Source organism: Nitrosospira sp. Nsp2 (assembly GCF_003050965.1).
Taxonomy (GTDB): Bacteria; Pseudomonadota; Gammaproteobacteria; order Burkholderiales; family Nitrosomonadaceae; genus Nitrosospira.
In genome coordinates, this window is sequence record NZ_QAOU01000001.1 from 626,305 (window position 1) to 652,743 (window position 26,439).

Consider the following 26,439-nt stretch of genomic DNA (forward strand, 5'->3'; position numbering starts at 1 on the left):
CCTGGCAATTTACGGTTTATACAATGGGATGTTGTCTTTATAATTAGCTTGTTCCCAACCAGATTACAGCCTGACACGTTCCGCATGAATCCCGACTGGCAAGCCTACCTGCAGAGTCAGCACGCGCTGATCGAGAATGGTCGAGTAGCTCATTTCAGCGATGCCGCGGCGGAGCTTTCCACCACCCAATCCGCTACGGTCGTGACTGATCTTTCGCACTTCGACTTGATTCAATTTGCGGGAGAGGACGCGCAATCCTTTTTGCAAGGCCAATTGACCTGCGACGTCAGTAAAGTGGGTTCTCCCGCAGCGGCCGTGGCAACATACGGGGGCTATTGCAACCCCAAAGGCAGGATGCTGGCGAGTTTTCTGCTGTGGCGGGATAATAGCGGCGGCTACCTCATGCAATTGCCGTCGGCATTGCGTGCCGGGATTCAGAAACGGCTGGCGATGTACGTGCTGCGCGCCAAAGTCACATTGGCGGCGGACCCCGGCGATTCGTTGGTGCGCATTGGAGTCGCCGGTAGCCACGCAGGGGCGCTCGTCCAGAGCATTCTAGGCGAAATTTCCCCCCTTCCCCTCGGCGTGAGCCAGGGCGAAAGAGGCAGTGTGATCAGCCTTTCAGAGGAACGTTTCGAGCTTATCATTGCCCATGAACATACGGCCGCGGTCTGGCAAGGCTTGAGGAAGGGGGCGAGGCCGGTAGGCGCGGCATGCTGGGACTGGCTCGATATCAAGGCTGGCATTCCCGTGATTCTGCCGGAGACGCAGGAGCAATTCGTGCCGCAGATGGTGAATCTGGACGTCATAGGGGGAGTGAGTTTCGAGAAAGGGTGTTACCCAGGCCAGGAAATCGTCGCCCGAACCCAGTACCTGGGTAAAATCAAGCGCCGTATGTATCTTGCCGGCATCAAGGTCCAGCCGGGCAGAGCAGCGATGCCGATTAGGGCTGGTGACGAATTGTTCAGCGCCGACATGGGGGATCAGTCCAGCGGCACGGTGGTCAACGCAGCTCCTTCCCCCGGCGGGGGATACGATGTGTTGGCGGTGATACAGATAAGCAGCGCCGAGGCCAGCCAGATTCACTGGACATCGCCGGATGGTCCCGCGCTTGAGATCATGCCTCTGCCTTACGCGGTAGACCCATGATGAAATCATGGTATTCTTGATCGCAGGCAGGTAATTCCAGTTATATCCGGCCGAGCTTCATTTTGAGCCTGGGATTTTGCAAAGGCGCCTCTGCGCTGGCGACGTGCGCCGCGGCCGGACGTACCGTTCAGAACCTGCAAGGGTGTTTCATAAGCGTTGCTTATGAGCCGAACCGCTAAGCGTTTATTAACGCTCAACCAGCATATGGCTGGCAGCGTGTCTAGCAGCGGGAAAGATGAGAAGATAGCTGTAGTATCTTCTATCCCTGTCCAATGTACAGCAATAATATACCGGTATTTAACAGCGAAATGTTTTCTTTCCGTTTCCGCGTGGGTTGGCTGTTGCTGCCATTCCTGTTTATGACGTCCGCCGTGCTTGCCGCCGAAACCGGTGGGCTGGAACAGCGCGATATCGTCTTTTATTATGGCAGTCGACCGCCGGTCGAGGATTTGCGCCATTTCGATCAGATCGTCATTCAACCCAGCCAAATCCTGCCACATGAGAAAACCGCATTGTTGAATCTGGATGCGCTCGTGTTCGCTTACGTTTCATTCGGCGAGGTGGCGCGCAATAGCGAGGATATGCCGCGCATCAAGACGAAATGGTCGATCGGCATAAACCCGGCGTGGAACAGTCTGGTGATGGATATGACCGACCCCGCCTGGCACGATTATCTGCTGGAACAGCATTTCGGCCGGCTGTGGCAGGACGGCTATCGCGCCTTTTTTCTCGATACCGTGGACAGCTACCTGATCGTAACGAGCGAAGGAAAGATCCGGGAGGAACAGGAGACAGGCCTGGTGGCGCTGCTCGCCGAGGTAAAGCGGCGCTTTCCTGGTTGCAAGCTTATTCTCAATCGAGGGTTCGAAGTATTGGACCGCGCCAGCCAGTATGCTGACGGGATGGTTGCCGAATCGCTCTTTCACGGCTTCGATCCGGTTACAGGCAAGCATGCACCGACCAAGGAGGAAAACAGGGCGTGGCTCCTTAACCAGTTGAACCGCGCCCAAAATGAATTCAAGGTACCCGTTACCGTGCTTGATTATGTCGAGCCGGGCAATTGGGCGGAGGCGGAAAAAACCGCGCAGCAGATCGTCAAGCTTGGATTCATGCCCTGGGTCGCGAATGGAGATTTGACCTGGCTGGGGCAGGGCCGCTTGCGCCTGGCCTCGCGCAAGCTGCTTGCGATTATAAACGGTACGCCCGCCCAGCAAATGGACCAGGAACTGTTCAGGCACGCGGCGATGCCTTTGGAATATCTCGGGCTGGCGCTCGATTACTGGTATATCGACCAGCTCCCCCTGCCCATTGAGCCGCTCGTGGGACGTTATGCCGGAATCATCGCATGGCTGAATGGGGAGGCCCTGGATTCCAACGGACGCTATGAAAGTGTGTGCGCGCGTTTGAAGCCCGAAGTCGACGCGGGCTTGCCGGTGGTATTCGTGGGTCACCTGCCGTCTGGCGTGGCCTGCCGGGACCTGATCGATTATCAGGGCGACCTGCAACCGGCGACAGACTCGCTTGAACTCGGCGCGGTCAGCGATCGTCTCGGCCGGCCTGATAATGCGCCGGTTGTGGGTAGCGGCACGCCCGACGTTCGCGCGCGCGATAGGAACGACGCCTGGCTGACCTTGAGCGATGGCGAGAAATCCTTTCATCCGATTGCGGTAAGCGCATGGGGAGGCTATGCGCTGCATCCACATATCATCAGCGAGAGCGCATCCGGCCGACGTGACTGGTTGCTGGACCCGTTTTCCTTTTTTCAGGCAGCCCTGCGCCTGCCGGTGCAACCGGTGTTCGATATGACCACGGAAAACGGACGCCGTCTGGGTCTTATCGAAGTCAGGGGCGATCGCCTGTTCGTCAAAGATGAACAAGGCGTGGAGGCGATTGACCGGCTTCGGGCATGGATAGAAAAAAATGGCGCGCCGGTCACGCTGGGTGTTATCGAAGCGGAAGTCAACGACGAACAGCATCGCGAAAAACTGCGCCAGTTCGCGGCGATGCCGCAGGTACGATTGGCGAGTCACACCTACAGCCATCCGTTTTATTGGGGCGTGTTCGAGGGCAAGAAGGATGCCGACCAGCAGCCTTATCGGTACAGCGTATTCATGCAGGATTATGCGGCGGATATAACACGCGAAACCGGCGGGACCGTCACGTTTCTGCAATCGATTGCGCCTCAGTCGCCCACGCTGCTGATCTGGTCCGGCGATGGCAAACCCGGCCCCGCGACGCTTGCGGCGGCACAAAAGGCTGGTTTGGCTCACTACGGCGGCGGCGGATTGCGCTGGCAGAGTGGCCCTTTATCGTTGGCGGATCTTTCTCCGGCGGTACGTCCCACGGAATGGGGTCCCCAGGTGTTGACGCCCCTGACCGGAGAGCCGCTTTTCGCCCAGCTATGGTACGGTGAAGCGTTGAATTTCGGCAAAGTCAGCGACTGGAACCACCAGCTCGATCTTGGGCGGCGACTGCGGGTGTCGTCCATATCGATCCATGCCGATGCATTTCTGCACGCGCGCGGAGCGGAACTGCTGGATCAGTTGGTTGAGCAGCAGCGGGAGGAAAATTTGCTTGGGGTTTGGGTCCACGAATATGCTCAGCGTGTGCGTGCGTTTCAAACGGCGAGCATCGCGCGCGACCTCGACGGGAATTGGCTGCTTTTTGGTGATGCCCTCAGAACGGTGCGTTTGCCCGTCTCCGAAACACCGCCAGAAATTTCCGGCGACGTCATCGGCTATTCTGATCTGCACGCGAGCCGCTATATTTTTCTGGCCCGGAACCATGCCATCCTTAAAACCGCCGGGGTCAAATCCGGCAATGGAGAGCGGGATGGCAAAGCCTCGGCGTTACGTTTGTCAGGGGCAAGCGCCCCATTGAAATCCTGGCATCTCAATTTGGACGGTTCAGCCACGCTATTGTTTGAGCCGCGAGGCCCCTTAACGCTTGAAGTGCCCGTATCGTGCGTGCTCAGCATGGATGGGCAGGCGCTAACTCCAAAATCGCAGGGGTCGAATGCGGTTTACGTCATGCCGGAAGACGGCGCATCGGGGGAATTCCGGCTTGAATGCTGAGATACGGCGGGAATCACTACTCAATGCGCCCGCCCTGATGTTCATGAGCGCGGTGGTTCTGGTCGCGTTCTGGGTATTATTTCCCCGCCAGCCGGCCTTCAGAGATCCGGCCAACCTGTCCGCAAAAGACGCTTTGTCGGTGGCCTATCTTCGGGTGCTGGTCCAGTCCGACCCGCATAACGTGCCGCTGCGCCTGTCGTTTGTTCAGCTATTGACCGAAGCGGGCATGACTGATGAAGCCGTTTCAGCTATCGGGCCGCTGCAGCGTGCTTCGGAATCGGCCCTGGCCTACGAAATCCAGTTGGCCGAGCTAAAGCTGTCGCTGCAGCGGCTTTACCAGCATCCCGGCGGAGACATCGAACAAGCGGTGAGAGCGCGTATCGCCGAGCTCATTCCCTCATTGCTGCGCATGGCGCGCAATGACAAGGAGTTAAATCAGGTCGTGGCGCTGGCGGAGCAGTTTGGTGAGCCTTCGGTACTGGCTGGAACCTTTGAGCAGTTGATCACCCTGCGAGACGAAAGCAGTGAAAAGAAAGCGCGCTGGCTGATCTCCGCCGCCAGTCAACGCATGGCCGCAGCGCAGCCCAGGTTGGCTGCGAGGAATTTGTGCGACGCGTTCTTGCTTGAGCGGTCGCGCGATGCCAAAAGGCAGGTAGCAAAATCGTGTTTGCGCGCCTATCTTCAGGCCGGACTCGATCGGGAAGCGCTCAAAGCCGCGGTACAGGTCCAGCCGGTTGCCGAGGGTGATGCTGAGCTTTTATTGCTGGCCGCGAATATTGCCGAACCGCTCGAGGATCGTGAACATGCCCTCGCCTGGCTGGAGGAATCGAGCAGGCTGTCGCCTGATGATCTGATGCTGGTGGAGCGCATCGTGCGTCTCCAGTTGTCGATGGGGCTGTTGAGCGAAAGCGTTGCCCATGCCGCGCGATTGCGGGCGTCCCTAGTGCCGGGCAGCGATCGTCACCGGTTGATCGCCCGAATATATGACTGGAACGCGCAGCCTGACGAGGCCCTGGCGTCGTGGCTTTCTTTTGTGCGCCAGCGCGCGGATCAAGAGGCGGAAGCGCGCGCCTTTGAGCTTGCCCAGGCCAAGCCCGACCACGCGGCGCTGCTACAGTTGCTTGAGGCAGTCATGATGCGTCGCACGCTGACGGCCGCAGAGGCTGATGCTTATGTCACGGCGGGCCTGAGCATTGGGCAACCCTCCCATGTGGAGGCGCAGTTGCGCCGCCATGCGGAACGATTCAACAACCCTCCCGCAACCGTCAAAGCACTTTCCGATGTGCTGGTTCTTAAAGGCGAGCCGCAGGCCGCGCTGAAGTTGCGGCAGGGGCAGCCCGACGTGGAGAATGGCGAGCAGAGAATGGCGCTGGCGCGATTATTCGAGGAAACCGGGAACGTGCAGAAGAGTTTTGACTTGCTTCTGCGGGACATTGATTCCCCCGATCCATCGTACGCCGAAGAGTATTGGCTCTTGCTGGCAAAAGTTGCCGTGCGGCTCGGGAAGGACGCTTACGCAAGCAAGGCGTACGAAAAGGTTTTAAGCTTCCGCCCCGATGACGTGGAAATACTTGAGCATCTTCAGCGCCTGGCTGCACGTCATCGCGATGATAAAAAAAGTGAACAACTCGCGCGCTACGGGTGGGATCGTTTGAAGCGCGTCGAAGATCTGCAACGGCTCATGCGTTTTTCATGGAAACGGGAGAATTGGCAGGAACTTGATCACTGGCTTGCGCTTGCCGACGAAATGCGGGCCTCTACGCCGGTTGCAATGGCGCAGGCCCCTGACTACTGGTACTTTCGCGCGATGCGAAAGATGGCAAGCGGCGAGGGGGATGCAGCCCGCGAGTCATTGCGGGAGATTTTACGTTTGCGGGGTCCAGACCCCGAAGTAACGGAAGCGATGATCTGGCTGCTGCTGTCCGAAACCCAATTTGACCAAGCCTTGCTTGACGCGGTAGTTCAACCGTATCGGGGGCAACCGGCAAATTCGGCGACGGTAAGTCCGCCGCTGGTGGAAGCACTGGCGGCGGCAGAGCAAACGTTGGGCAGACCTGTTCAGGCGGCGGCCTGGTACCTGCGATCACTCGGAACGAGGCCTGCGGACTTTCTATGGACATTGACGCTAGCCGATAATATGGAATGGGCTGGCTGCTCCGCTCATGCGAACCACACCCGCTATGCGGTATTGCAAATGTTTGCCGCGCGAGATTCCGCGCAAAAGGACGTGAAATATCCCAAACGACTGGCCGAGCATATCGTTGGATTGAGAGAGGCGCGAGCGCGACGCGTAACAGGAGAGGGTGAAAAGGCGCAGCAACAGATGCAGTCTGTGCAAAAACACTGGGGTTTAAGCGGCGATCTCGACAACGCCCGCTATTTTGCCTTGCAGCGCCAGCGTGAGCGTCTGACGTCTCCCGCCTGGGAGCGCTTTGCCGATGCGGTAAAGAATAGCGAAGACGTGTCGACTTCCGCGCAACTGGCGCTGGTTTCCCGTTATCTGCAGGGACAGACGGATAATTCCGCGCCTGCCGAGATGCTGCCGCTCTCAATCGAGGACATCGAGCGGGCAAACCGGTGGCTGGGGGGAAAAGCGCCGGCCAGTCAAAACTCTTTGGATGGCGAACTCGATATCTGCCGTCAGACCTTGGCGAAAATACGTGAATCCCAGAGAAAACCGGTGCCGGAGAAGGAGCCGGCAAAATTATGAAGAAACCATGGCTGGAAGGCATCGAAGTCATTGATGTCAATAAGGCTGTGCCGCCGTGGGGGGGATGGTTTGAAACGTTGCTGCTGACCGCGCTTGTGATGGCCGCGTCGTTTTTTACCCAGCAGCAGGACCCTTTCAGGCTGGAAGGCGGATTTCCCTGGCCAGTGCTCGCGCCCCTGCTGGCGGGGTTACGCTATGGGTTTGTCTATGCTTTTGTGAGCGCGCTGCTGATATTGGCAGCGCTGGGCGTGGCCATCAACCAGCAGTGGCAGGCGGCGCCCGGGTTTCCGCTGGCGTGGGCGATCGGCGTGGTTGTGGTGGGAATGGTGGCGGGGGAGTTCCGCGACATATGGGGCCGGCGTCTGCACCGTCTGGAAGGCGCCTATCAGTACCGCGCCGAACGGCTTGAGGAGTTCACCCGTAGTTATCAGCTACTGCGCTTGTCGCATGATCGCCTGGAGCAGACCGTTGCCAACAGTGGTTTTTCGCTGCGCGAAGGCATCATCCGTTTACAGTCGGGGCTGGAAACAATCGATGGGTTGACTCATGCTTCCTTCACCCGGTTGCTTGAATTCGTGGCGGAATATGCTGCGCTGACGCAGGCTTCCATCGTGGGGCTCAGTGGCGACCGGGTCGATTCCGCCAAGGTACTGGCGGGGGTCGGCGAGCGTTTCGCGATCGACGAAGGCGATCCGGTGGTAGCAGCCGCGCTTGAAAGCGGCGAGTTGGCCACGGTGAATCTGGTGAAAGAGCAGGCCGTGGATCAAAATACGTTGCTGGCTGCAATTCCACTGGCGGACTCGACCGGAGATATCCATGCGATATTGATGGTAAGGTCAATGCCGTTTTTCGCATTTCACGAAGACAATCTGAAGCTTATCGCCGTGCTCGTTGGGCATGGAGTGGATCATCTCCGTTTTGGCGCGGCTACTTCATCTACCGGGCGGTTTATTGCCGCGTTCGAGCGCGTGTGCCAGGACCACGCCCGATTCAAGCTCGACGCGACACTCCTGAAGGTGTCTGCTGCGATAGGGGAGGGCAATAGGGAAAGCGAAACCGGCGAACTGGCGCGCGTTTATGAAAAACTGCGTTCCTCGGTTCGCGGTATCGACCTGATTTGCATCGGGCGGGATGATAAAGGCGAATTTGTGATCTGGGTCCTGCTGCCGCTCACGGATATCGCCGGTGCCAAAGCATGGATGCAGCGCGAAGGGGGCGTTCTCGCGACTTTAACAAGCGAGTTGCTTGCGATCGGCGAAGTTGATCCCCAAGCCATCCGGCGTCTGGAGCCGCGCTGATGTATCGCCAGCCAATGCTGGTGGGAGTTACGGCCGAGGTGCTTGCCGGTGTGTTGCTCTGGTTGAGCGCGGGAGACGGGGCGGCAGCCGGGATGGCAAAGTGGGCAATATTGGGAGCGATCGCGTTCCATGCGATTTCGTCCTATTTCCTTGCATGGGGTTTCTGGCAATTGTTGCCGCGCCGCTACAAGCTGCCAGCACGGAGACCCTTGGGGTTTCTTTTCGTGCTGCTATTGATTTTACCCGTAGCGGGCGCACTGGGCGTGCTGTGGAGTGTCGTCAGCGCCTTGAAACAGCCTCGCGGGCGGGCTTTCGAGGGCGCGCGGATTATTCGCTTGCCCGAATTGCCGTTTTCGCCGCCGGTCATCTATGAAGCCCCACCCTACAGCCAAGGGGCCCTGCGTCAGATTGTGCATTTTGCCCCGCGGCCATTGAAGCGCTTGAAAGCGGTAATGGCCACGCGCCATATGCCCCCCCGGGACGCGATGGCGGTATGGTCGAAAGCAACGCGCGATCCGGTCGATGACGTACGTTTGCTCGCTTATGCCATGCTGGACAACAGCGAGAAAAAGCTGGCCGATCGTATCCTTGTCCTGACCGAAGCGCTGCCGGATTTACCTGTGCGCAGGCGGAATGCCAGCCACAAGACCATTGCCGCATTATGCTGGGAGCTGGTTTATCACCGGCTGGTGCAGGGCGCGGTCCGGCAACACTGGCTGGCAACTGCGCGACGTCATATCGAGTTTGCGCTCATGTCACCGGATCATGTAACAGGCAAGGTGTCTGGGCATGGGGCTGGCCATGGGTCTCGCCCTGCGTCCACTACGCTGGCTGTTGCCGCATTACCCAGCTCAGAGAGTCGGGAGATACCTGAATCGCCCGCTGCTGCGGAGGCTGCGGATGCGGACAGCTGGATGCTGTATGGACGCATTTTGCTGGAAGCAAATGATCTTGCACAGGCGAAAAAAGCGTTTGCCCGCGCGCAAGGCGACGGGATGGGGGAGCAGAAAGTTGCGCCCTGGCTGGCCGAGATCGCGTTTCATGAGCGGAAGTTCGCCGATGTGAGACGCCACTTATCCGCCGGGGGCCGCCGGGGTGAAAAGGGGCGCGATCTCGCGCTCGTCACAGCGTGGTGGAACAGATGAACAGGGTAATTGAAACGGAAGCCGGTGACCAGTCACCAGGACCGGCGGGGAAACCGGCAGAAAAACGGGCAACTGGACCGATTGTGGCACCCGTAGCCGACATCGCGCTGTTGCTGGAAGGCACTTATCCGTATGTGCGGGGCGGGGTATCGTCCTGGGTCCATCAGATCATCAGCGCCTTGCCGGAGATCAGGTTCGCCGTCGTTTTTATTGGCAGCGATCCGTCCATGTACGGCCCGGTACAGTATCAATACCCCGCCAACGTCACGCATGTCGAAACGCATTATCTGCTCCGCCAGGACAGGCATGGCAAGCCCGGTGCGCGCGCCGGCAATCGCCGCGCGTTTGCGCAGATGGACAGTTTGCATGAGTACTTGCGTCGGGGCGGGGAAATCCCCGGCAAGGAAATGATGGACGCATTTACCCGGCTGGGCTCCGCAAACGGCATCAGCCAGGAAGATTTTCTCTATAGCCGGGCTTCCTGGGAGTACATTACGGAGCAGTATCGGCAGCGCTGCACCGAGCCATCCTTTGTCGACTATTTCTGGGCCGTCCGCGCCATGCATGCCCCGCTGTTCGTGTTGGCGCGCATTGCCGCCGGGCTCCCGCCCGTGCGGGCAGTGCATGCAATTTCCACCGGTTACGCCGGATTGCTGGGTTCGATGATACGGCTGCGGCGCGAGATCCCATTCGTTCTCACCGAGCATGGCATTTATACGAAAGAACGAAAAATCGATCTGGCGCAGGCGACGTGGTTGCACGATCACAACGACGACGTCTGCAATACCTTGCATGATGAAATGGGGTATATACGAGGCCTCTGGATCAGGTTCTACGAGCAGATCGGCCGCATGGCGTACGGCCAGGCATCACCCATTGTCAGCTTGTATGAAGGCAACCGGCAGCGTCAGATTGCGGATGGGGCGGCGCCCGAAAGAACCCGCGTCATCACCAACGGTATCAGCCTGGAGCGCTATCGCGCCGCCCTGGAGAGGCGGCCGGAGACGGTGCCGCCCGTACTGGGACTGGTCGGCCGGGTCGTGCCGATCAAGGACATCAAGACATTCATCAGAACCTTGCGAATACTGGTCAATCGGCGGCCCGACATACAGGGGTGGATAGTCGGCCCCGAAGACGAAGATCAGCTGTACGTGACCGAATGCAAGGAGCTTGCGACCAGCCTGGGCTTGAATGACAACGTCAAGTTCCTGGGCTTTCAGAACGTGCTGGATATCCTGCCGCAACTTGGCCTGATGGTGCTGACTTCGATCAGCGAGGCACTGCCATTGGTGGTGCTTGAAGCGTTTGCCAGCGGCTTGCCTTGTCTGGCCACGGATGTCGGTTCCTGCCGGGAGTTGATAGAAGGCCGCAGTGAGGAGGATTGGGCGCTCGGCGCAGCGGGCAGCGTGGTCCCAATTGCCGACCCGCAAGGAACCGCCGAAGCGGCGCTTGAACTGCTCAACGACGCCGGGCGCTGGCGGCAGGCGCAGCAGGCAGGGCTTGCGCGGGTGGCGCGTTACTACGACGACAAGCTTATGTTTTCTTCCTACCGGAATCTTTATATGGAAACGCTCGCCCCGGGGTCTTCGGGGACATCGGGGTTTTCAGAGAACGCCGGGTGCACGGTTACACACCCGGTTTAAGTACTCGGCGGTTCAAGTACACGGTTAAGGGCGTATATGGCGGGTATCGGTTTCGAAATACGCAAGATTCTGGAACGCGACAGTTACTGGTCGGTAATACGCGCGTATGGCTATGCCGGAATGGTCAGCGGCGGTCCCTGGGTGCTCTCTATCCTCAGCATCATGATGATCGGGGTCCTTGCGGTCACGCTCGGCGTGGGCCAGCGCGAGGTCAACGCTTTCCAGATTTGCGTCACCTACCTCATGGCGGCGTCGCTGATCTGGACCGGCGGCATGCAACTGATGTTCACGCGTTTTGTCGCCGATCGTACTTATGCGGATGACAAGGCCGAGGTATTACCCAACCTGTTTGGCGTCCTGATGTTTACGATGGCAGGCGGCTTCGCTTTGGCTGCACCTTTCATTTTCTGGTTTTTCACCGGCCCGTTTATTCAGCAGCTATTGCTGCTGTGCAATTTTGTCGTTTTGAGCGGCATGTGGATCGGTCTTATATTTTTATCCGGGATGAAAGCCTATCGGCGGATCGTCTGGACATTGGCTAAAGGCTACCTGCTCGGTATCGCCGTCGGGCTCGCCGCTTCGCAGTGGAAATTGAACGGCCTGCTGCTGGGCGTATTGGTCGGGCACAGCTACCTGCTGTTTTCGTTTTTGCACCACATCGTGCGCGAATACCCCGGCAATGGCTTGCTCAAATTCGACTTTCTGGACCGCAAGCGCAGTTTTTACAGTTTGTTCGCAGTCGGGACCCTTTATTACCTGGCGGTCTGGGTCGATAAATTCATCTTCTGGTTCGTGCCATATACTTCCGAGGCGGTGATCGGCCCGCTGCGGGCGTCAATTATCTATGACCTTCCCATCTTTCTGGCCTACCTGTTTATTCTGCCCGGCATGGCCGTGTTTCTGGTAACGATGGAAGCGGATTTCGCCGAACAACACGACCGCTTTTACCGGGCAGTGCGCGAAGGCGACACCCTAATGCATATCGAACACCGACGCGATCGAATGGTGTACGCGGCGCGCCAGGGAATCTACGAAATTTTCAAGGTGCAGGGTTTGACGGTAGTACTGTGCCTGTTATGGGGCAGGGACCTGCTCCACGCTGTCGGCATCTCTCCGCTATATATCCATTTGTTCTACATCGACGTGGTCGCGGTCAGCGTGCAGGTACTGCTGATGGCGATACTCAACGTGCTGTTTTATCTCGATGCCCGACGCGAAGTATTGATCATCACAGGATGCTTTTTCCTGACCAACCTGCTGTTCACCTTCGCCACCTTGCACCTTGGCGCGGAGTCTTTCGGCTATGGATTCGCCGCATCGGTGACGGTATCAGCCTTTCTTGGCCTGTTCATCCTGTCGCACAAGTTCAACCGGCTCGAATATGAAACCTTCATGCTGCAGAATTAGGCTGGTCGTCAGAGACCCTTTCTGCTTTCCGCCGTGCCATGTTGGCTAATGCTTTTGGTTAATCCTTTGCTCTATCCATGAGTTACACTGATACACGCCAGCTCTGCAAGAAACGGGGAGGATCAACATGGGCTTGCTGATCGAGGGCAAGTGGGTGGATGAGTGGTACGATACCTCCGCCACGGGTGGCAGGTTTGTGCGCACCGATGCGCAATTTCGCAACTGGATCACGGCTGATGGAAGCGCGGGACCCACTGGCGAAGCGGGGTTTCGGGCCGAGGCAGGACGCTATCACCTGTACGTTTCGCTGGCTTGCCCCTGGGCGCATCGTACGCTGATTTTTCGCATTCTCAAGGGGCTTGAGCGGATGATCGGCGTGTCGGTCGTCAGTCCCTACATGGGCGAAAACGGCTGGACGTTCGAGGAAGCGCCCGGCGTAATACCTGATCCCATCCATCACGCCCGCAATCTGTATGAAATCTACTGCCGAGCCAAGCCGGACTATAGCGGAAGGGTTACGGTACCGGTGCTGTGGGACCGGCAGCGAGACACGATTGTCAACAATGAGTCATCGGAAATCATTCGCATGCTGAATTCCGCCTTTGACGGCATCGGCGCCCTGCCGGGAGATTATGCCCCGGAGGCGCTACTCCCACAAATCGATGAGATCAACGCGCGGATCTATGATGCTGTGAATAATGGGGTCTACAAGGCTGGCTTTGCCACCAGTCAGCGCGTTTACGAACTCGCCGTCACCGCTTTATTCGATTGCCTGGACGAGCTCGAGCAGCGGCTATCCCGCCAGCGCTATTTACTCGGCGAGCGCATCACCGAGGCGGACTGGCGGCTGTTCACCACCCTGATTCGTTTCGATTCGGTTTACTGCGGGCACTTCAAGTGCAATTTGAGGCGGCTGGTCGATTACCCCAACCTTTGGGGCTTCACGCGCGAGCTGTACCAGTGGCCCGGCGTCGCGGCGACGGTCGACTTCGGCCACATCAAGGAGCACTACTACCGCAGTCATCCCACCATTAATCCCAACGGCATCGTGCCGGCCGGGCCGATCCTCGATCTGGACCGGCCGCACAAACGTGACGCGATTTAATACGTATACTTGTTTACTGATCGTGTGCCACGGGACCGGAATCATCCATCCGACCCGTCGAGCCTATTTCTGCCCCGCCCACATCTCGCCCCAGGCACCGCCTCCGCCGCCCCAGTTTTCGACATCGGCCGAGCGGACCAGCAGTTTACTGTAGACAGGAAAAAGCATCCTCGATCCGGTTTTTTGCATGACTGTGTCCACGCAGTCAGCAAGAAAATAGAGCAGGTGTGAACCACCAAAACCAAGCATTTTACGCATTTCAATTCCTCAGGATTCCGGGTAACTCCGTCATGGCAGGTTTGGGATAATCGGCCGTGCAGCTTCGCTGCTGCGGGGCAGCGCTCGTGCGCCATGTCCCTGACACTGCTTATGCATAAGACGTGCCTGAATTGCATGGTGAATCCGGGATTTTAAAAATTTTCCTGAAAATCAGCTGGATACGCAGGGTTTTTTCCGACTGTTGCAAATCTTCGGGGGCGGAATTGTAAATATTTTCGTCACCAGTTAAGTTGGTACATGGATGCATGCAGATCATCCGAGCTATGCGTTTTCACCGCTGCACGGCTCTGTGTTGGGGCCGCGACGCTCCACTTTTCGCACGTAACCTCACATCACTTGACAGCAGGGCAATGGAGGCGCTGCCATGCCGAGCCGAGCGATGCTCACCGCCGCTGTCGTTGAACTTACCGCGCATGGTTTTGTTTGCGCGCTTCGATCCGCTTTAGGAAAACACTCATCACCTCGCGGTAAAGCGCATCCTTAATCACGCCGTCTTCGTTACCCGCGTCCACATTCGGGTTATCGTTGACTTCGATGACATAACAGCGTTTACCCACCTGCTTGACGTCCACGCCGTATAAGCTCTCTCCGATAAGATTAGCGGACTTTAGCGCGATCCTGACCACTTCTTTTGGCGCCTCGTCCACGGGCACGGCCTGGGTAGGTCCTTCGCTCAGCTTGCGCCGCTCCGAGTCGCGTCTTACGACCTGCCAATGGCCGGAGGGGAAAAAATATTTGGCGACAAATAGGACGCGCCGGTCGAGAATGCCGACCCGCCAGTCGAACTCGGTAGGCAGCCATTCCTGGGCTATAATCAACGCCGATTTTGTCAGCAGCTCGCTTACCAGGGGCATCAGTTCGGCTTCCGTTTCGACCTTTACTACCCCCCGGGAGAATGCGCTATCGGGTTGCTTCAGTACGCAGGGCAGACCGAGTTCAGGCACGATCTCGGCAATGTTGTCCCGGTGCACGAGCAGCGTTTTGGGGGTTTCGATACCGTGCTGCGCAAACAGTTCCGCCAGATAAACCTTATTGCTGCACTTGAGGATGGAGTCGGGCGCGTCGATCACGACCAACCCCTCTGCGACTGCCCGCCGGGAAAAGCGGTAAGTGTAGTGGTTGACGAAGGTTGTGTCGCGAATGAACAGGGCGTCGAATTGAGGCAGGCGGCTGATGTCGCTGCGACCGATGAATTCCACTCGCATGCTCAGTTCCTCAGCTGCGCTCTTGAATTTTTCCAGCGCCTTTGCGTTCGACGGCGGTTCGGGGTCGTCCGGATCGTAAAGAATGGCGAGATCGAAGCGAGGGGCCCGTTTCTTTGACCATCGCATGCGTCCCGTGAAATATTCCCTGGCGGCGCCTGTCACGAACTCATGATGCCCCGGTGGCAGGTCGCTTGCGCCGATGGCTCGCACGCTGCGCAGACTCCACTGATTGTTATGGCGCTGGAAACGCGCCGCCAGCATGGGTACCTGGAGTAGCGCAAACAGCTCTCGGCTGAGCGGATGATAGAGGTCGCCGGTGTCGCGACCAAAATAGATGCACAGTTCGAACTCATCCGTCGTCAGCGGTGCGAGAAGACGCTGGATCAGGCTGCTCAGGTCCTCGGTAAGGTGGCGCACAAGGGCTTGGTTGTGCAAGTCCTCGATCGCGCCCACGGTCGGCAGCGGCTTATGCCCGCGGGCCTCGGCAAGTAACGAAACATAATAACCTGAGCTTTGGTAGCGGTAGGATTTGCATAAATTGAACAGCTTGACGGAGCGGCTCATGCCCTGCCCAGCCTTGTGAGCCGCGCGGGAACGCCCGACGGTGCGCGTCGCGGGCGGATCAGGGTGAAAGCCTGAACCGTTCAGATAGCTCCGTGCGGCGATGATCTTCGCCTCCGGAATCTCCAGAGCCCAATCGTCGGGTTCGTCCACCACAATAAGAATATTCATGGAATAACATCATACGGTCGCGGACCGCGTTTCTTAAGCCCTGATCAGGCGCAATCTACGAGCGTTCAGGACTGGGCGCGCTTTTGCGGGTTTCGCCCGGCGGAGTACCTGCGCTGCGGAGGTTGACAAACTTGCTGAGGGTATCAAACCAGAAGGGGGCGCCCATCGATATCGCAAGTATCGAAATCAGCAGGCCGAATACCTTGTAAAACGCCCATCCTGCAAAATCGAGGGAAAATTCCGGAAACTGGAAGTATCTCGGGTCCTTGGGGTCAAGCGACCACCCTACGGGAAGTTGAAGAGACTGCGTTTGCTGAAGAATGTACTGGATGGTCGTATTGTCGCGTTTGGCGCTGGAATCAGGTTCGGGGGAGCTGGGTTCCGCGCCGCCGGGAGGCGGCACTGTTTTTACCGCCTCCTGCGCAGCTGCGACGAGCGATGCACGCAGCGCATCGTTGGTTGAAAGCTGCTGAACGAGCATCACGGTATCGGCATTTGAAACCAGGACGAGCAATGTCGCCAGGATGAGAAGCACCCGTTGTGTCCAACGTTTGTACCAACCGCCGACCCTGTCCATGGCATCATTAAACCAGTCTTCCAGGTTGCGGCGGAAGGCCTCCGCCTGATGTTCAACCTCCGCGACTTCGCGCCGGGTCTTATCCACGAGAACGAGCAAGGTCTCTTTGGTGTGCCCTTCAGGCATTCGCTTGAGGGCCGCTTCAATATTGCCCAGCGGATCGGGATATTGCGCGGCAAAGCTGCGACCCAGGGCAAGGGCCTGCTTCAACGTGTTTCCGGCGAGGAGGAGGAGGCGAAGCTCTTTCGGATTTTTCGCCGACGCGACCGCGGCGCGGCGGGCATCGAGCATCCCGATCGTGGCGCGGATTTTTTCCGAGGTATTTCGCGCCTCCAAAGCGCGCCTGGCGAGGTCCGAATCGCCCGGGTTGGCATTGGTCGCTTGCACGGCCTGCTCATACGCCGCCTTGGCCTTGTCCCCAATTGCTTCAAGCGCGGCCCGGGCGCGTTCCTGCGCGCCTTTTGCCGCCTCCACCGCTTCAGCAAGCTGAGGATTGCCGGGTTCGCCTTTTGCGGCGCGCAAGGCTTCCTCGTATGCATCGTCGGCGCTTTCGGCAGCGGCCAGCAGGTCCCCGTATTCGGCCGAAATAATGCCGCGTGTGCCGAGAATATCGAGCAGCGCGAGCGAGAAGTTTGCCGATGACATGTATGACGGAAGCCTGGTCGGCTTGCTGGGGTTCGCCGCATTCTGTGAAATGCCGCCTACCAGCCCGTGGTTGTATACCTGCTGCGCCAACCCCGTGAAAGTAGGGTCGTTAAGGAGGTTCTTGATCCCCTCAAAGAGGTTCTTTCCCCGTTTTTGGATCAGGGAGGCGATTCCTTCATTCAGCGCCGTACACATGAGACTGAGCAGCAAGTACACGAAAATCAGGGCAATTGCCGCCTCCAGTATGCTTGAACCGAACATTTGGCCCTCCATGCTCTCGAAGCGATCACGCATCCACGTGGCGTGAAATGGACGTGGAATTCAGCAACGCAGAATTCAGTCTAGCAGAATGGCGCTTGCGTATTGCCGCCTCGACGGGAAATACCTCCGCCGGTGGAGCGCAACGTTGGCGAATAGCGAATATTAAAGTACAGTACGGCAGGCACGGCGGGGGAGGGGATGCGGGACGTAGCCCGGACTTCGTGCACGTTCGATCGTGCACAGGCCCCTGCGGACTGATGGAAAAGCGGTTGCAACTTTGCCGGCGCGGCCACAGTCTCATCAGTGCAGATCAAATGATAGAGGCCATGAAGCGACTTCTGCTTTTAGTGTTGACATTTATTGCTCTGGCGTTTAACGGCGGGGCAGTGGCGACGACTACGCCCCCGACCCCCCATGTGGTTCCAGATTCGATGGCAGAGCGCATGAAGCCGTGCACCATCTGCCACGGCACGGAAGACAGAGTAGGGCGGGACGGCTATTACCCGCGTATCGCAGGCAAGCCGAAGGGCTACCTGTTCAATCAGTTGCGCAATTTCCGCGATGGCCGCCGTTATTACCCGCCCATGGCTTTGCTCCTGGCCAACGCATCGGACCAGTACCTGCTAGAGATGGCCGGCTATTTTGCCTCGCTGAAGCAGCCCTATCCACCACCGGAACGTGTCGTCCTGTCCCCTGCCGAAACGAGACGGGCCGAGAAACTCATCCTTCAGGGGGACCCGGCGCGGAAGATACCGGCGTGCGTTGAATGCCACGGCAAGCAGTTGATGGGCACCGCCCCCTTTATTCCGGGACTTCTGGGTTTGCCCCGCGTTTACATGATTGCCCAGCTTGGTGCGTGGAAGAATGGGGGATTGATGCGGGGACAGACTCCGGATTGCATGTCAGAGGTCGCGAAACAGCTCACCAATGAGGAAATCAACGCCGTTGCGGCGTGGCTGGCGTCGCACCCTGTTGATGGAAGCATGGAGGCGGCTGAATCGTTGCCCGTTGGGATGGCAAAACGGTGCCGCAGCATCGTACTCGGAGGCGCCCCGCAATGAAACCTAGCCTTGGCGTGGCGGTGCTTGCCTGCGCGGCAGGTATTGGGTTGGCAGGATTGGCAGGGGCGGCCGCAGTGAAGGGGCCGGCTGAGGCGGCGCCGGTGGTAAAGGTAAAGGACGCGAAGACCGGAAAGGCGTTGCTGGCCGAACAACGCCGGGCGCGCGGCGCCTATCTCGCCCGGGCGGCAAATTGCATGGCGTGCCATACCGCGCAGGGGGGACGTCCCTATGCTGGCGGACGTAGCCTGTCCACGCCCTTCGGCACGTTTATTACGCCTAATATCACCCCGGACAAGGCTACCGGAATCGGGCACTGGAACGACGACGATTTCTGGAAAGCGATGCACGAGGGAAAGTCGCGCGATGGCCGCCCATTGTATCCGGCATTTCCATATACCGAATACACCAAGGTTACGCGTGAGGACTCCGACGCCATTTTTGCTCACCTTCAGGCGCTTGCGCCTGTTGCGCAGAAAAACCCGCCGAGCCGGATCAACTTCCCCTATGACTTCCAGCCGTTGCTAAGCCTCTGGCGCATGATCTATTTCAAGCCGGGTATTTTTCAGCCCGAGCCCGACAAAAATGCCGAGTGGAACCGTGGCGCGTATCTGGTGCAGGGACTCGGTCATTGCAGCGCGTGCCATGCGGAGCGGGACCCGCTGGGGGGCATACGGGAAACCGTGGGAGGCGAAGCGACGGGCGGCGGACAAATCATGGGAACGAACTGGTACGCGCCATCACTGAATGCGCGCAGCGAGGCGAGCATAGCCTCATGGCCGGTAGAGGAAATCACCCGGTTGCTTACCACGGGCGTTTCGGAACGCGCAACCACCTCTGGTCCAATGGCGGAAGTAGTCGGTCAGAGCCTGCAACACCTGAGCAAGACGGATGCGCGGGCGATGGCGGTATACCTCAAATCATTAGGCGAGAGTAATCCGCGCGCGCAAGCGGTGGCCCCAGCGCGCACCGAGCAGGCCGAAGCCTGGTTCCAGCAAGGCGCCAGAATTTACAAGAAACATTGCGAGGATTGCCATGGCACGTCCGGAGAAGGCGCGCCGGGTATTTATCCACCCCTTGCAGGCAACCGCGGAGTGACCATGACTCCTCCTATCAATGCAATCCGTAGCGTTCTGAATGGGGGTTATCCGCCGTCCACCACTGGCAATCCGCGACCTTACGGAATGCCTCCCTACGCCCAGATCCTGAGCGACGGGGAAGTCGCGATGGTATTGTCCTATATCCGCAATGCATGGGGTAACCGCGCCGGCCTGGTTACGACACCGCAAGTCGACAAAAGTCGCGAAGGCATGCACTGACAAGGAAGAGTCTTCTCCGGTCTGATGGAGTAAGGCGGCATCTGCGGGAATCGTCGCTTCCGTACGGGAAGGACCTGTTCTTCAGGTTAGGGCCAGCAATGCCCAACCGGAATCCGGCATCAGAGCAAGGGCTCGTCCGCCGGGTCTACAATGGGATCCCCGGGAGAGGGGTCGGGATCGATTGGCCGGGGATCTACCGGCTTGTCGGGATCGAAAGGCTGGGGATCTTCGCGTGGCTTGTCCGGGTCGATAGGTCGGGGCGGGTCCTGTACCGGTTTTTCCGGAGCGGGATCGGGACGGGGTCCCGGACTGGGGTGATCGGGGCGGTCTGTGCGCCCCGGCCCATCTGGTAGGTTCTGGCTCTGGGAATTCTGCATGTAGGTTTTCATGAATTATATTCTGAAGATCTCGAATAGCTTAGTAAGCCGTCATTGGGATTGACTACGCGCCAGAGTGCTAAGCGCAGCGAGCCCGGTGCTACGGGCAGCGCTTTTTTCCATTTCTCCCAATACTGCCGTGTTATTGGTTCCACCGGTTCGGCGATAGCAAGTCTAGATCGGCAAGGTCCAAGCCGGCAGCGATAGGCCTCGTTCCGGTCAGCGTTTTATCTGGCCGCGTATCTCGCCGCCTTTATGCTCATTGCTATGGACGTTGATGTAGAGGCCCCCCGCCTTGGCCGCATCGTATTGCGCGTCCGTCAACTTCGCGCCGCTTTGGACCGACCACTCGTTCTCACCGGTCTTTTCGAGGCTGATGATGGGATCGCCCGTTTTGCCGGTGGGCGCTTCATGGATATGCACACCTGTAGGCTTGATGCCACTAACGATGATCTTGCCTTTGATGGTTTTATCATCCTCAACCGTGATGGTCCCGGTTCCGGATGCAGAAGTCTGGACTGGAGGCACCTCCTGGTCGCCGCTCAGCGTAATCTTGATTTCGCCCGCCGTGGCGAAGCCGGAGACCCCGGCCAGGGCGGCGGCCATGAATGCAAGAAGTGCCAGGGTGAATCGCGACTTGCGTAGAATTATGCTCATTGAGTTATCTCCTTCGGTGAAAAGGTTAAAAACGGTGGTGGCTGCTTAACTGGTTCCGCCGCTTTCAGGTTCCGCGCTTTTTCCGCTTTACTTTAACGGGATAGGAATATTGGGGCGGCCGCATATTGGTCTTGTGACGGCGGGAGGCAGCCAATAGGTCGAATTCTACCTATTCGATCAGGATGAGTCCGTACGGTAGCGTACGTAGGTGAGCAATGCTCATTTAGATTAGCAGGTGAATTGCCGGACATCTCCACAAGTTACGTTCATGTTGTCCCGCTGATTACTGGCCTGTTGCGCCATTTTATTCTGGGCTAAGCGGCTAACGCTGCGCCTTGGAGAGCGCCATCAATTACTACGACAATCTCTCGGGATGCGTATTGCTCGTTCGCCACGGGCTCGTAACGCACAGAGCGTATTCCCTTACTCTGTTCGTTCGCCCATCATTCATTGACTTTGAATTGCGGCGGTTCGGCTGATGGCACATCAATCCAGAATGTACTACCGACCGCGACAGAGCTTTCAACACCGATTTCTCCTCCCATAAATTCAATCAGTTTTTTGGTAACGACCAATCCAATCCCAGTACCCTCCTCGGAGCCGGCTTCCCGGCCAAGCCGATTGAACGGGTTAAACAATTTGCTGATTTGTTCTTGCGTCAATCCGGGACCTGTATCCCGGATGCTGATGCGGGTCATCCCGGACTCATTTTGAGAATACTCAACGGTGACATTGCCCCCCTCCCGATTATATTTAATCGCGTTGGTAAGAAGATTGATTAGAACCTGCTTCAACTTGGTCTCATCCGCGAGAACATGCGAAGGAAGCCCGTATCGGGAAATATGCAATCTGACATTCTTTTTTTGGGCGAGGGATTTAATCATCGTTTCGCATTCTTTCAGGATATTGACTAGTAATAGCGGTGTTTGGGACAGAGATAATTCACCCGATTCGATCGCTGCAGAATGCAAGAGTTGATTAATGAGACTCAATAGATACCATCCCGATTCAAGAATATGTTCAATACTTGTCTTTTGGGATGGCGTTGGCGGTGGATTACCCATTTGCATAAGCTGGGCAAATCCAAGTATGGCATTTAGGGGCGCTCGTAATTCATGACTCATACTGGAAATAATTTCCGATTGCTCCAAACTCGTTTTTTTATTGGCAGCTTTGTTTCGGATTATCTGTGCCAATGTTCGACTGGAGGTTAAACTTGATTCCACTCGACGCATGACTAAATACGCCAGGTCTTGTAAGTTGGCGATGTCTCTCTCGTTCAATACTCGAGGTTCGCGATCAATAATCCATAGCCCGCCCAAATTGAAACCTTGTGTCGTGATCAGAGGCGCTCCCGCATAAAACCCCATACCGGTCACCTCGGCTGCAAGCGTTTTTGTAAGCAGGCCGGTATCAACGCTCGTATTCTCAACAATACAAGGTGATTCCCACAGCATTGCGGCCGCTGGGAGTCCGGGTGCAAACCTGATTTCGGTGGTTTCAAGGCCATACTTCGAGACAAGGCGAATATGATCGACATCGACAATGCCGATGATCGAAACCGGGACATTAAACAGTCGCGCCGCCAAGGCGGTAATTCGATTAAAAGTGCCGTCGATGGAGTGCTCAACCAATATATCGTATTGTTTTAATGCAAGGAGGCGGTCTGTTTCATTCAGTGGCATTTGAGCCCGATCAATTTTCATATACCCGCTACCTTGTACAGCAGGCACGGAGGGCTTAAGGATACGACGCCGCGCATTGATCGCGGCCGCAGCTCGCATTCATGTAAAGGCAATGAAGCCGCGCAAGTCATTTTCATAGGCGCGCCGGCTGCGGGCTGTCGGTGAATCATCAGAGCCTCAGAGTGGTATCTTATTATTCGTTCAGCATTCCAGATAACAGACAAGCCGCTCAGAGCCGCAAAATTGCGGCTGCTGCTTTTGCTGCTTGAGAACCAGGCCCAACCAGACAATAGGCGGTACAAGCGGAATGCGACTCTGTCATCCGGCCTATCGGATGCTCCCGCTTTCGATTCTGGCCTTAAAGACGCGTCAAGGCGTTATCTGCCGGCGTTATTGCCTATTTAACCGGTATGGGAGTGGATCTTGTGACAGGAACGGCGGTAACGCTATTTTGCGGGCTGCCTTCTATGATCCTGTCGGAATAAGTGAGATAGATGAGCGCATTGCGTTTTGGGTCAACGACCCGAACAACATGCAGGCGCTTGAACAAGATCGACATGCGTTCGGTGAACACGTCTTCCTGCCGCGGAAGCCTTTCGGTGAAATGCAGGGTTTCGGCCACCTGCCGGCAGGCGATGGAGGCTTCAGCCCTATCTTCCGCAAGGCCAACCGTGCCTTTTATACCTCCTGTCCGGGCGCGTGAAACAAAGCACGTCACCCCCTGTACCTTGGGATCGTCATACGCTTCGATGACCACGCGGTCGTCCTTTCCGAGCCACCGAAAAGCTGTATCCACTTCCCCGATCATTTCGGCTTGCACCGGCGCTGCGGACAGCGCGTAGAAGAATGCAAAAACCATTGTTCGGATAACCCGCTGATCTCTCGCCATTCCTTGTTTCCTCGTCAAATATATGTCCGTCAGACTCCCGGTCAGCCGGGCTGTCCGATTTTTCCAACCGATGCCTTCGGCATTGCAAAATTAACCGGGTGTATGACCTGTGTGTAGGGGTAGGGCTGGCCCTCGATATGCCAGTTGGCCCAGATGCGGCGCTGGGCATCCGGTTCCAGCGCCAGCCAGTTGCGTGCGCCGATATAGAACTGGTGGGTGCCGGGGAATTCGATCATCACTGAACTGATATCCCGATCGGTCGACATTTCCTTGCCTACGGCGTTCTCCAGAAAGAACATCGCCACCCCCTGCGGAGGCGGATGAATGACTCCGGATGAGGTCAGCTGGATGATCTCCTGACCTGTGCCTCCTCCGTCGCTGCGCAGGTCGCGTATGAGGCCCAGGGCGCCTACATGCACATCCCCGGAGAGAAGCGTGACCCGGCTTTGCCGGGATCTGGAGAAATCCAACAGACGATGGATCAGGCGCAGGCGCTCCTGCTTGTGCGGTATGCTGTTCCATTGGTCGCGCAGGTCATCTTCCAGTTCCTGCTGGCCCGGGAAGATTGATAACGCTTTTTCCAGTTCCGAAAAATCGGGATGGACCACGGGGATGGAACTCATTGCAAGCAGGTGAGTGCAATTGCCGGTCAGCGTGTCGAGCCAGTCGTACACCGCTTTCCAGGACACCTGCGAAATGACCTGGTTGTCGCTGCGCTCGGTGCGCATATCCAGCGCCACGATGGCAAGGGGTCCCAGGTTCAGCCCCAGGCTGAAAGCCTGCTGACCGGGTATTTTGGCGGGATGCGCTTCGTCCTCGGCGAGTTGCAGCTGAAACAGCGCGAAAGCGGCGCGCGCGCTTGCGAAGAGCCCCTGGTACACGTCGGAGGCCTGCAGCCCTGGATCGTAAGAACCCCATCCGTCAAAGATATCGTGATCGTCCCACATCATGAAGGTGGGGACGCTTGCGAACAGCGTTGTCAGGTCCGTCTGCCCCCACCACTTCACATACAGCTCGCGATAGAAATGCTCGACCGCACTCGCCATCTCCGGGGTGTAAGGATGGGATATTTTTTTCTGCCGCGGCAGCGCGAGCCAATCGTGCAACTCGGGAAGCGTATCGAACATCGGGTCGGCATAGATCTGGTCGCCCCCCATCAGCAGCAGATGGTACGGACTATCAGAATGCTGGCGGATAAGATTCCGGACCATGCCATATGGATCTTCTGTTTTCTGCATCAGCTTGTTGGAGGAAAATCCGGTGCACGAGGTATAGGCCATGTTAGGTATAGCGCCTTTCGCAGGCACATGAAATTCCCAACCGGAGGGTTCGCCTTTGATGCGATAGCTGATTTTTTGCGGGCTCCCGGTGAGCGTTACGACAAAATCAAACCGCCACGCTTGCCTGGCCGGAGAGGCATCGGGGAATGTCGCCAGTAATTTTGCCGTCGCCCCTGTAGACGCGGTGGCCGGGGCCGAGCCTGGACCGGCGGCTTGCCATTCGAGCGACGGCTTTTTTTCGCCGCTGTCGCGGACGATCAGCACGGACACGCGCCATTGCCGTTCAGTATTTCCCTTCAAGCCCCTGAACGAGAGGATGGGACCCAGCTTTAACGCCATGTCAATTCTCCTTCATATTGAAGTCACCGCCGTACCCGGCGTATTTGCGCACCGGTAACGTACAGTATAGGTTGTGCCCGCGATGCCCATGGTATGTTTCGGGGCCCGCACGGTATCAGGCTGGAGAAGGAGACAAAGCAGAAATATAGCGGATTGCGGTGGCGCTGGGCAGAAAACAATAGGCCGCGCCCCGGCAATTCACAAAACTGGAAAGCCCGGAAAGTTCAATGGGCCGCTTCTGGCCCTGCACGGGGATAAGGAACGTCGCGTCCGAGACCGAATTATCGCCAATGATAGGGTCCCGGGTGTCGCGCAACCCGGGCGCGAAGCTTCCCTTATTGGCCCACTCCGACATCAAGAATTCGAACTGATCCTTGATGCTGACGCCAATGAACAAACCGAGCAATCCGCGGTCGATACCGTCGCCGGGATTCAACGGATCGTAGGGCGGGCCATAGGGCAGGCCGCGGCGGATAATGCGGCGCTTGAGGCCGCTATTGCCGGCCACGACCGAGTTGCGCGGGTTCATGCGGCGAATATGCGATCCGAGCGGGCAGCGGTAGCCGCGCCTGTCATCAAACGCATCCGGCACGCTCGTGCTGGGCACGTAGTCGAAGCTGTTACGCTTTTCCAGCGGGATATGGTCCCCGGGGGAATCCGGCGATAGAGACAGCGGCACGCCATTTCGCCACCGCCCGCAGAGCTTGGCCGCGATCAGCTCGCGGTCCAACCCCGTCTGGATCGCGGCCTCGGTCAGGAATTGCTCGAAGCCATCGCAATCCTGGGACAGGATACGAAACGCGGCAAAGCTGCCATTTTCGCCGAGGGCGGGTGGGATGGGCGCGGGGTAGGTGAAGTCCGCGTACTGGCTGGGATGACCGAACAGGAATTCTCCAGCCGGCGCCTTCGGTAGCACATCCGGCATGGCATGCGGGAGGCCGCCGTCGATGGTGGGTTGAGCGAAACCATCGCGATAGCCAAAGTGTGCTTTGCTTTCCGGCAGGCTGCGGGCTTCCTGCAGGGATAGCTCGGACATAGCCCCGTCGCTGGCGTACATAGCCCTGATCCGGGTAGTAACCTGCTCCATCACGTCTTCCGTCTGCGCAAAAAGGAAGAGCAGGACATGCAGGTTGGGACTGGCAAGTTGGCCGATCCAGTTTTCCGGGCTGCTTCGCCCGGTATCGCCGACTCGTTCGGCGCGGGCCACCGCGCCAGCCGCAAACTCCTCCGGAAATGACGACAGCGAGTCAGGCGGAACCCCGAGCGCAGCAAGGCCGGGATAGGTAAGGCCGACATTCAGGCAATATGACGGTTGGACGGTCCAGTCGGTCGCGGTCGCGAGTTGCGGCAGATCCTGGGAACTGCTGGCGCCTTTGACGAGTTCGCCGAGAAAATGTCGTGCCGCCTGGGGCTCCACAACCTTCAAGGCAAATACGCGCAGCGCCGGCATCGCGTAAGTGCGGAGGATGAACCCCTGGATATCTGCATGCGCCAAGTCTGGCATAGTCATGAGTCAAAGTATGGGGTTAATGCAGGTGCAGGCTGCTACTTTCGCCTCTATCTCTATTTCTATTGCCCACAACCATGCTCACAAGTCAGCGTAAG

At 57.8% G+C, this 26,439-nt stretch carries 19 protein-coding genes; 10 read left to right on the forward strand and 9 right to left on the reverse strand.

From position 1 onward, the window contains the following. Positions 1-84: 84 nt before the first annotated feature. The 8 genes from C8R31_RS02770 (at position 85) to C8R31_RS02805 (ending at position 13,531) form a co-directional block, all read left to right on the forward strand. Complete coding sequence (locus C8R31_RS02770) at positions 85-1,149, forward strand: folate-binding protein YgfZ (protein WP_107692520.1); 1,065 nt, start codon at positions 85-87, stop codon at positions 1,147-1,149. A gap of 308 nt (positions 1,150-1,457) precedes the next feature. Beyond that, complete coding sequence (locus C8R31_RS02775) at positions 1,458-4,223, forward strand: endo alpha-1,4 polygalactosaminidase (protein WP_107692814.1); 2,766 nt, start codon at positions 1,458-1,460, stop codon at positions 4,221-4,223. Further along, entirely contained in the window at positions 4,213-6,933 is a 2,721-nt protein-coding gene (locus tag C8R31_RS02780; RefSeq protein WP_107692521.1) for a tetratricopeptide repeat protein, read from the forward strand. The genes C8R31_RS02775 and C8R31_RS02780 overlap by 11 nt, the downstream gene beginning before the upstream one ends. Further along, positions 6,930-8,231 carry a protein PelD gene (locus C8R31_RS02785; protein ID WP_107692522.1) on the forward strand — a complete coding sequence of 434 codons (1,302 nt, stop codon included), beginning with the start codon at positions 6,930-6,932 and terminating at the stop codon, positions 8,229-8,231. Before C8R31_RS02780 ends, C8R31_RS02785 begins: the two co-directional genes overlap by 4 nt. Beyond that, entirely contained in the window at positions 8,231-9,376 is a 1,146-nt protein-coding gene (locus tag C8R31_RS02790) for a protein PelE (protein WP_107692523.1), read from the forward strand. The genes C8R31_RS02785 and C8R31_RS02790 overlap by 1 nt, the downstream gene beginning before the upstream one ends. After that, positions 9,373-11,019 (forward strand): GT4 family glycosyltransferase PelF, encoded by a 1,647-nt coding sequence (gene pelF / locus C8R31_RS02795; protein ID WP_107692524.1) that lies wholly within the window; start codon positions 9,373-9,375, stop codon positions 11,017-11,019. Before C8R31_RS02790 ends, pelF begins: the two co-directional genes overlap by 4 nt. Positions 11,020-11,055: 36 nt before the next feature. Next, a complete protein-coding gene (pelG, locus tag C8R31_RS02800; RefSeq protein WP_107692525.1) occupies positions 11,056-12,426 on the forward strand; it encodes an exopolysaccharide Pel transporter PelG in 1,371 nt (456 codons plus the stop codon). 127 nt (positions 12,427-12,553) lie between these two features. Then, on the forward strand, positions 12,554-13,531 hold the full coding sequence (locus C8R31_RS02805) for a glutathione S-transferase family protein (RefSeq protein ID WP_107692526.1): 978 nt from the start codon (positions 12,554-12,556) through the stop codon (positions 13,529-13,531). A gap of 63 nt (positions 13,532-13,594) precedes the next feature. Here the strand turns inward: C8R31_RS02805 and C8R31_RS02810 are convergent, their stop codons facing one another. From C8R31_RS02810 to C8R31_RS02820, 3 genes are all read right to left on the reverse strand, one after another. Then, on the reverse strand, positions 13,595-13,789 hold the full coding sequence (locus C8R31_RS02810) for a hypothetical protein (RefSeq protein ID WP_107692527.1): 195 nt from the start codon (positions 13,787-13,789) through the stop codon (positions 13,595-13,597). Between the two features lie 425 nt (positions 13,790-14,214). After that, positions 14,215-15,747 (reverse strand): RimK family protein, encoded by a 1,533-nt coding sequence (locus C8R31_RS02815; RefSeq protein WP_107692528.1) that lies wholly within the window; start codon positions 15,745-15,747, stop codon positions 14,215-14,217. Between the two features lie 55 nt (positions 15,748-15,802). Further along, positions 15,803-17,230 carry a PspA/IM30 family protein gene (locus tag C8R31_RS02820; RefSeq protein ID WP_107692529.1) on the reverse strand — a complete coding sequence of 476 codons (1,428 nt, stop codon included), beginning with the start codon at positions 17,228-17,230 and terminating at the stop codon, positions 15,803-15,805. 47 nt (positions 17,231-17,277) lie between these two features. On the opposite strand from C8R31_RS02820, the gene C8R31_RS16635 reads away from it, so the two are divergent. Continuing rightward, positions 17,278-18,291: a cytochrome c4 gene (locus C8R31_RS16635; protein WP_308811258.1), complete on the forward strand. Its 1,014-nt coding sequence runs from the start codon at positions 17,278-17,280 to the stop codon at positions 18,289-18,291. Next, on the forward strand, positions 18,288-19,607 hold the full coding sequence (locus tag C8R31_RS02830; RefSeq protein WP_107692530.1) for a cytochrome c: 1,320 nt from the start codon (positions 18,288-18,290) through the stop codon (positions 19,605-19,607). Before C8R31_RS16635 ends, C8R31_RS02830 begins: the two co-directional genes overlap by 4 nt. A gap of 119 nt (positions 19,608-19,726) precedes the next feature. Here C8R31_RS02830 and C8R31_RS15775 read toward each other — a convergent pair whose 3' ends face one another. From C8R31_RS15775 to C8R31_RS02860, 6 genes are all read right to left on the reverse strand, one after another. Beyond that, positions 19,727-19,996, reverse strand: a complete 270-nt coding sequence (locus tag C8R31_RS15775; RefSeq protein WP_146164534.1) for a hypothetical protein — start codon at positions 19,994-19,996, stop codon at positions 19,727-19,729. Positions 19,997-20,203: 207 nt separating this feature from the next. Next, the gene (locus tag C8R31_RS02840) at positions 20,204-20,641 is read right to left on the reverse strand and encodes a CHRD domain-containing protein (protein WP_107692532.1); all 438 of its coding nucleotides are present in this window, start codon (positions 20,639-20,641) and stop codon (positions 20,204-20,206) included. A 443-nt stretch (positions 20,642-21,084) separates the two neighbouring features. After that, positions 21,085-22,347: a GAF domain-containing sensor histidine kinase gene (locus tag C8R31_RS02845; RefSeq protein ID WP_181320359.1), complete on the reverse strand. Its 1,263-nt coding sequence runs from the start codon at positions 22,345-22,347 to the stop codon at positions 21,085-21,087. Positions 22,348-22,723: 376 nt separating this feature from the next. Next, a complete protein-coding gene (locus tag C8R31_RS02850) occupies positions 22,724-23,185 on the reverse strand; it encodes a CreA family protein (RefSeq protein WP_375136113.1) in 462 nt (153 codons plus the stop codon). A gap of 71 nt (positions 23,186-23,256) precedes the next feature. Continuing rightward, positions 23,257-24,834 carry an alkaline phosphatase D family protein gene (locus C8R31_RS02855; RefSeq protein WP_107692535.1) on the reverse strand — a complete coding sequence of 526 codons (1,578 nt, stop codon included), beginning with the start codon at positions 24,832-24,834 and terminating at the stop codon, positions 23,257-23,259. Between the two features lie 115 nt (positions 24,835-24,949). Then, positions 24,950-26,344, reverse strand: coding sequence for a peroxidase (locus tag C8R31_RS02860; protein WP_107692536.1), 1,395 nt, complete (start codon positions 26,342-26,344; stop codon positions 24,950-24,952). Between the last annotated feature and the right edge of the window lie 95 nt (positions 26,345-26,439).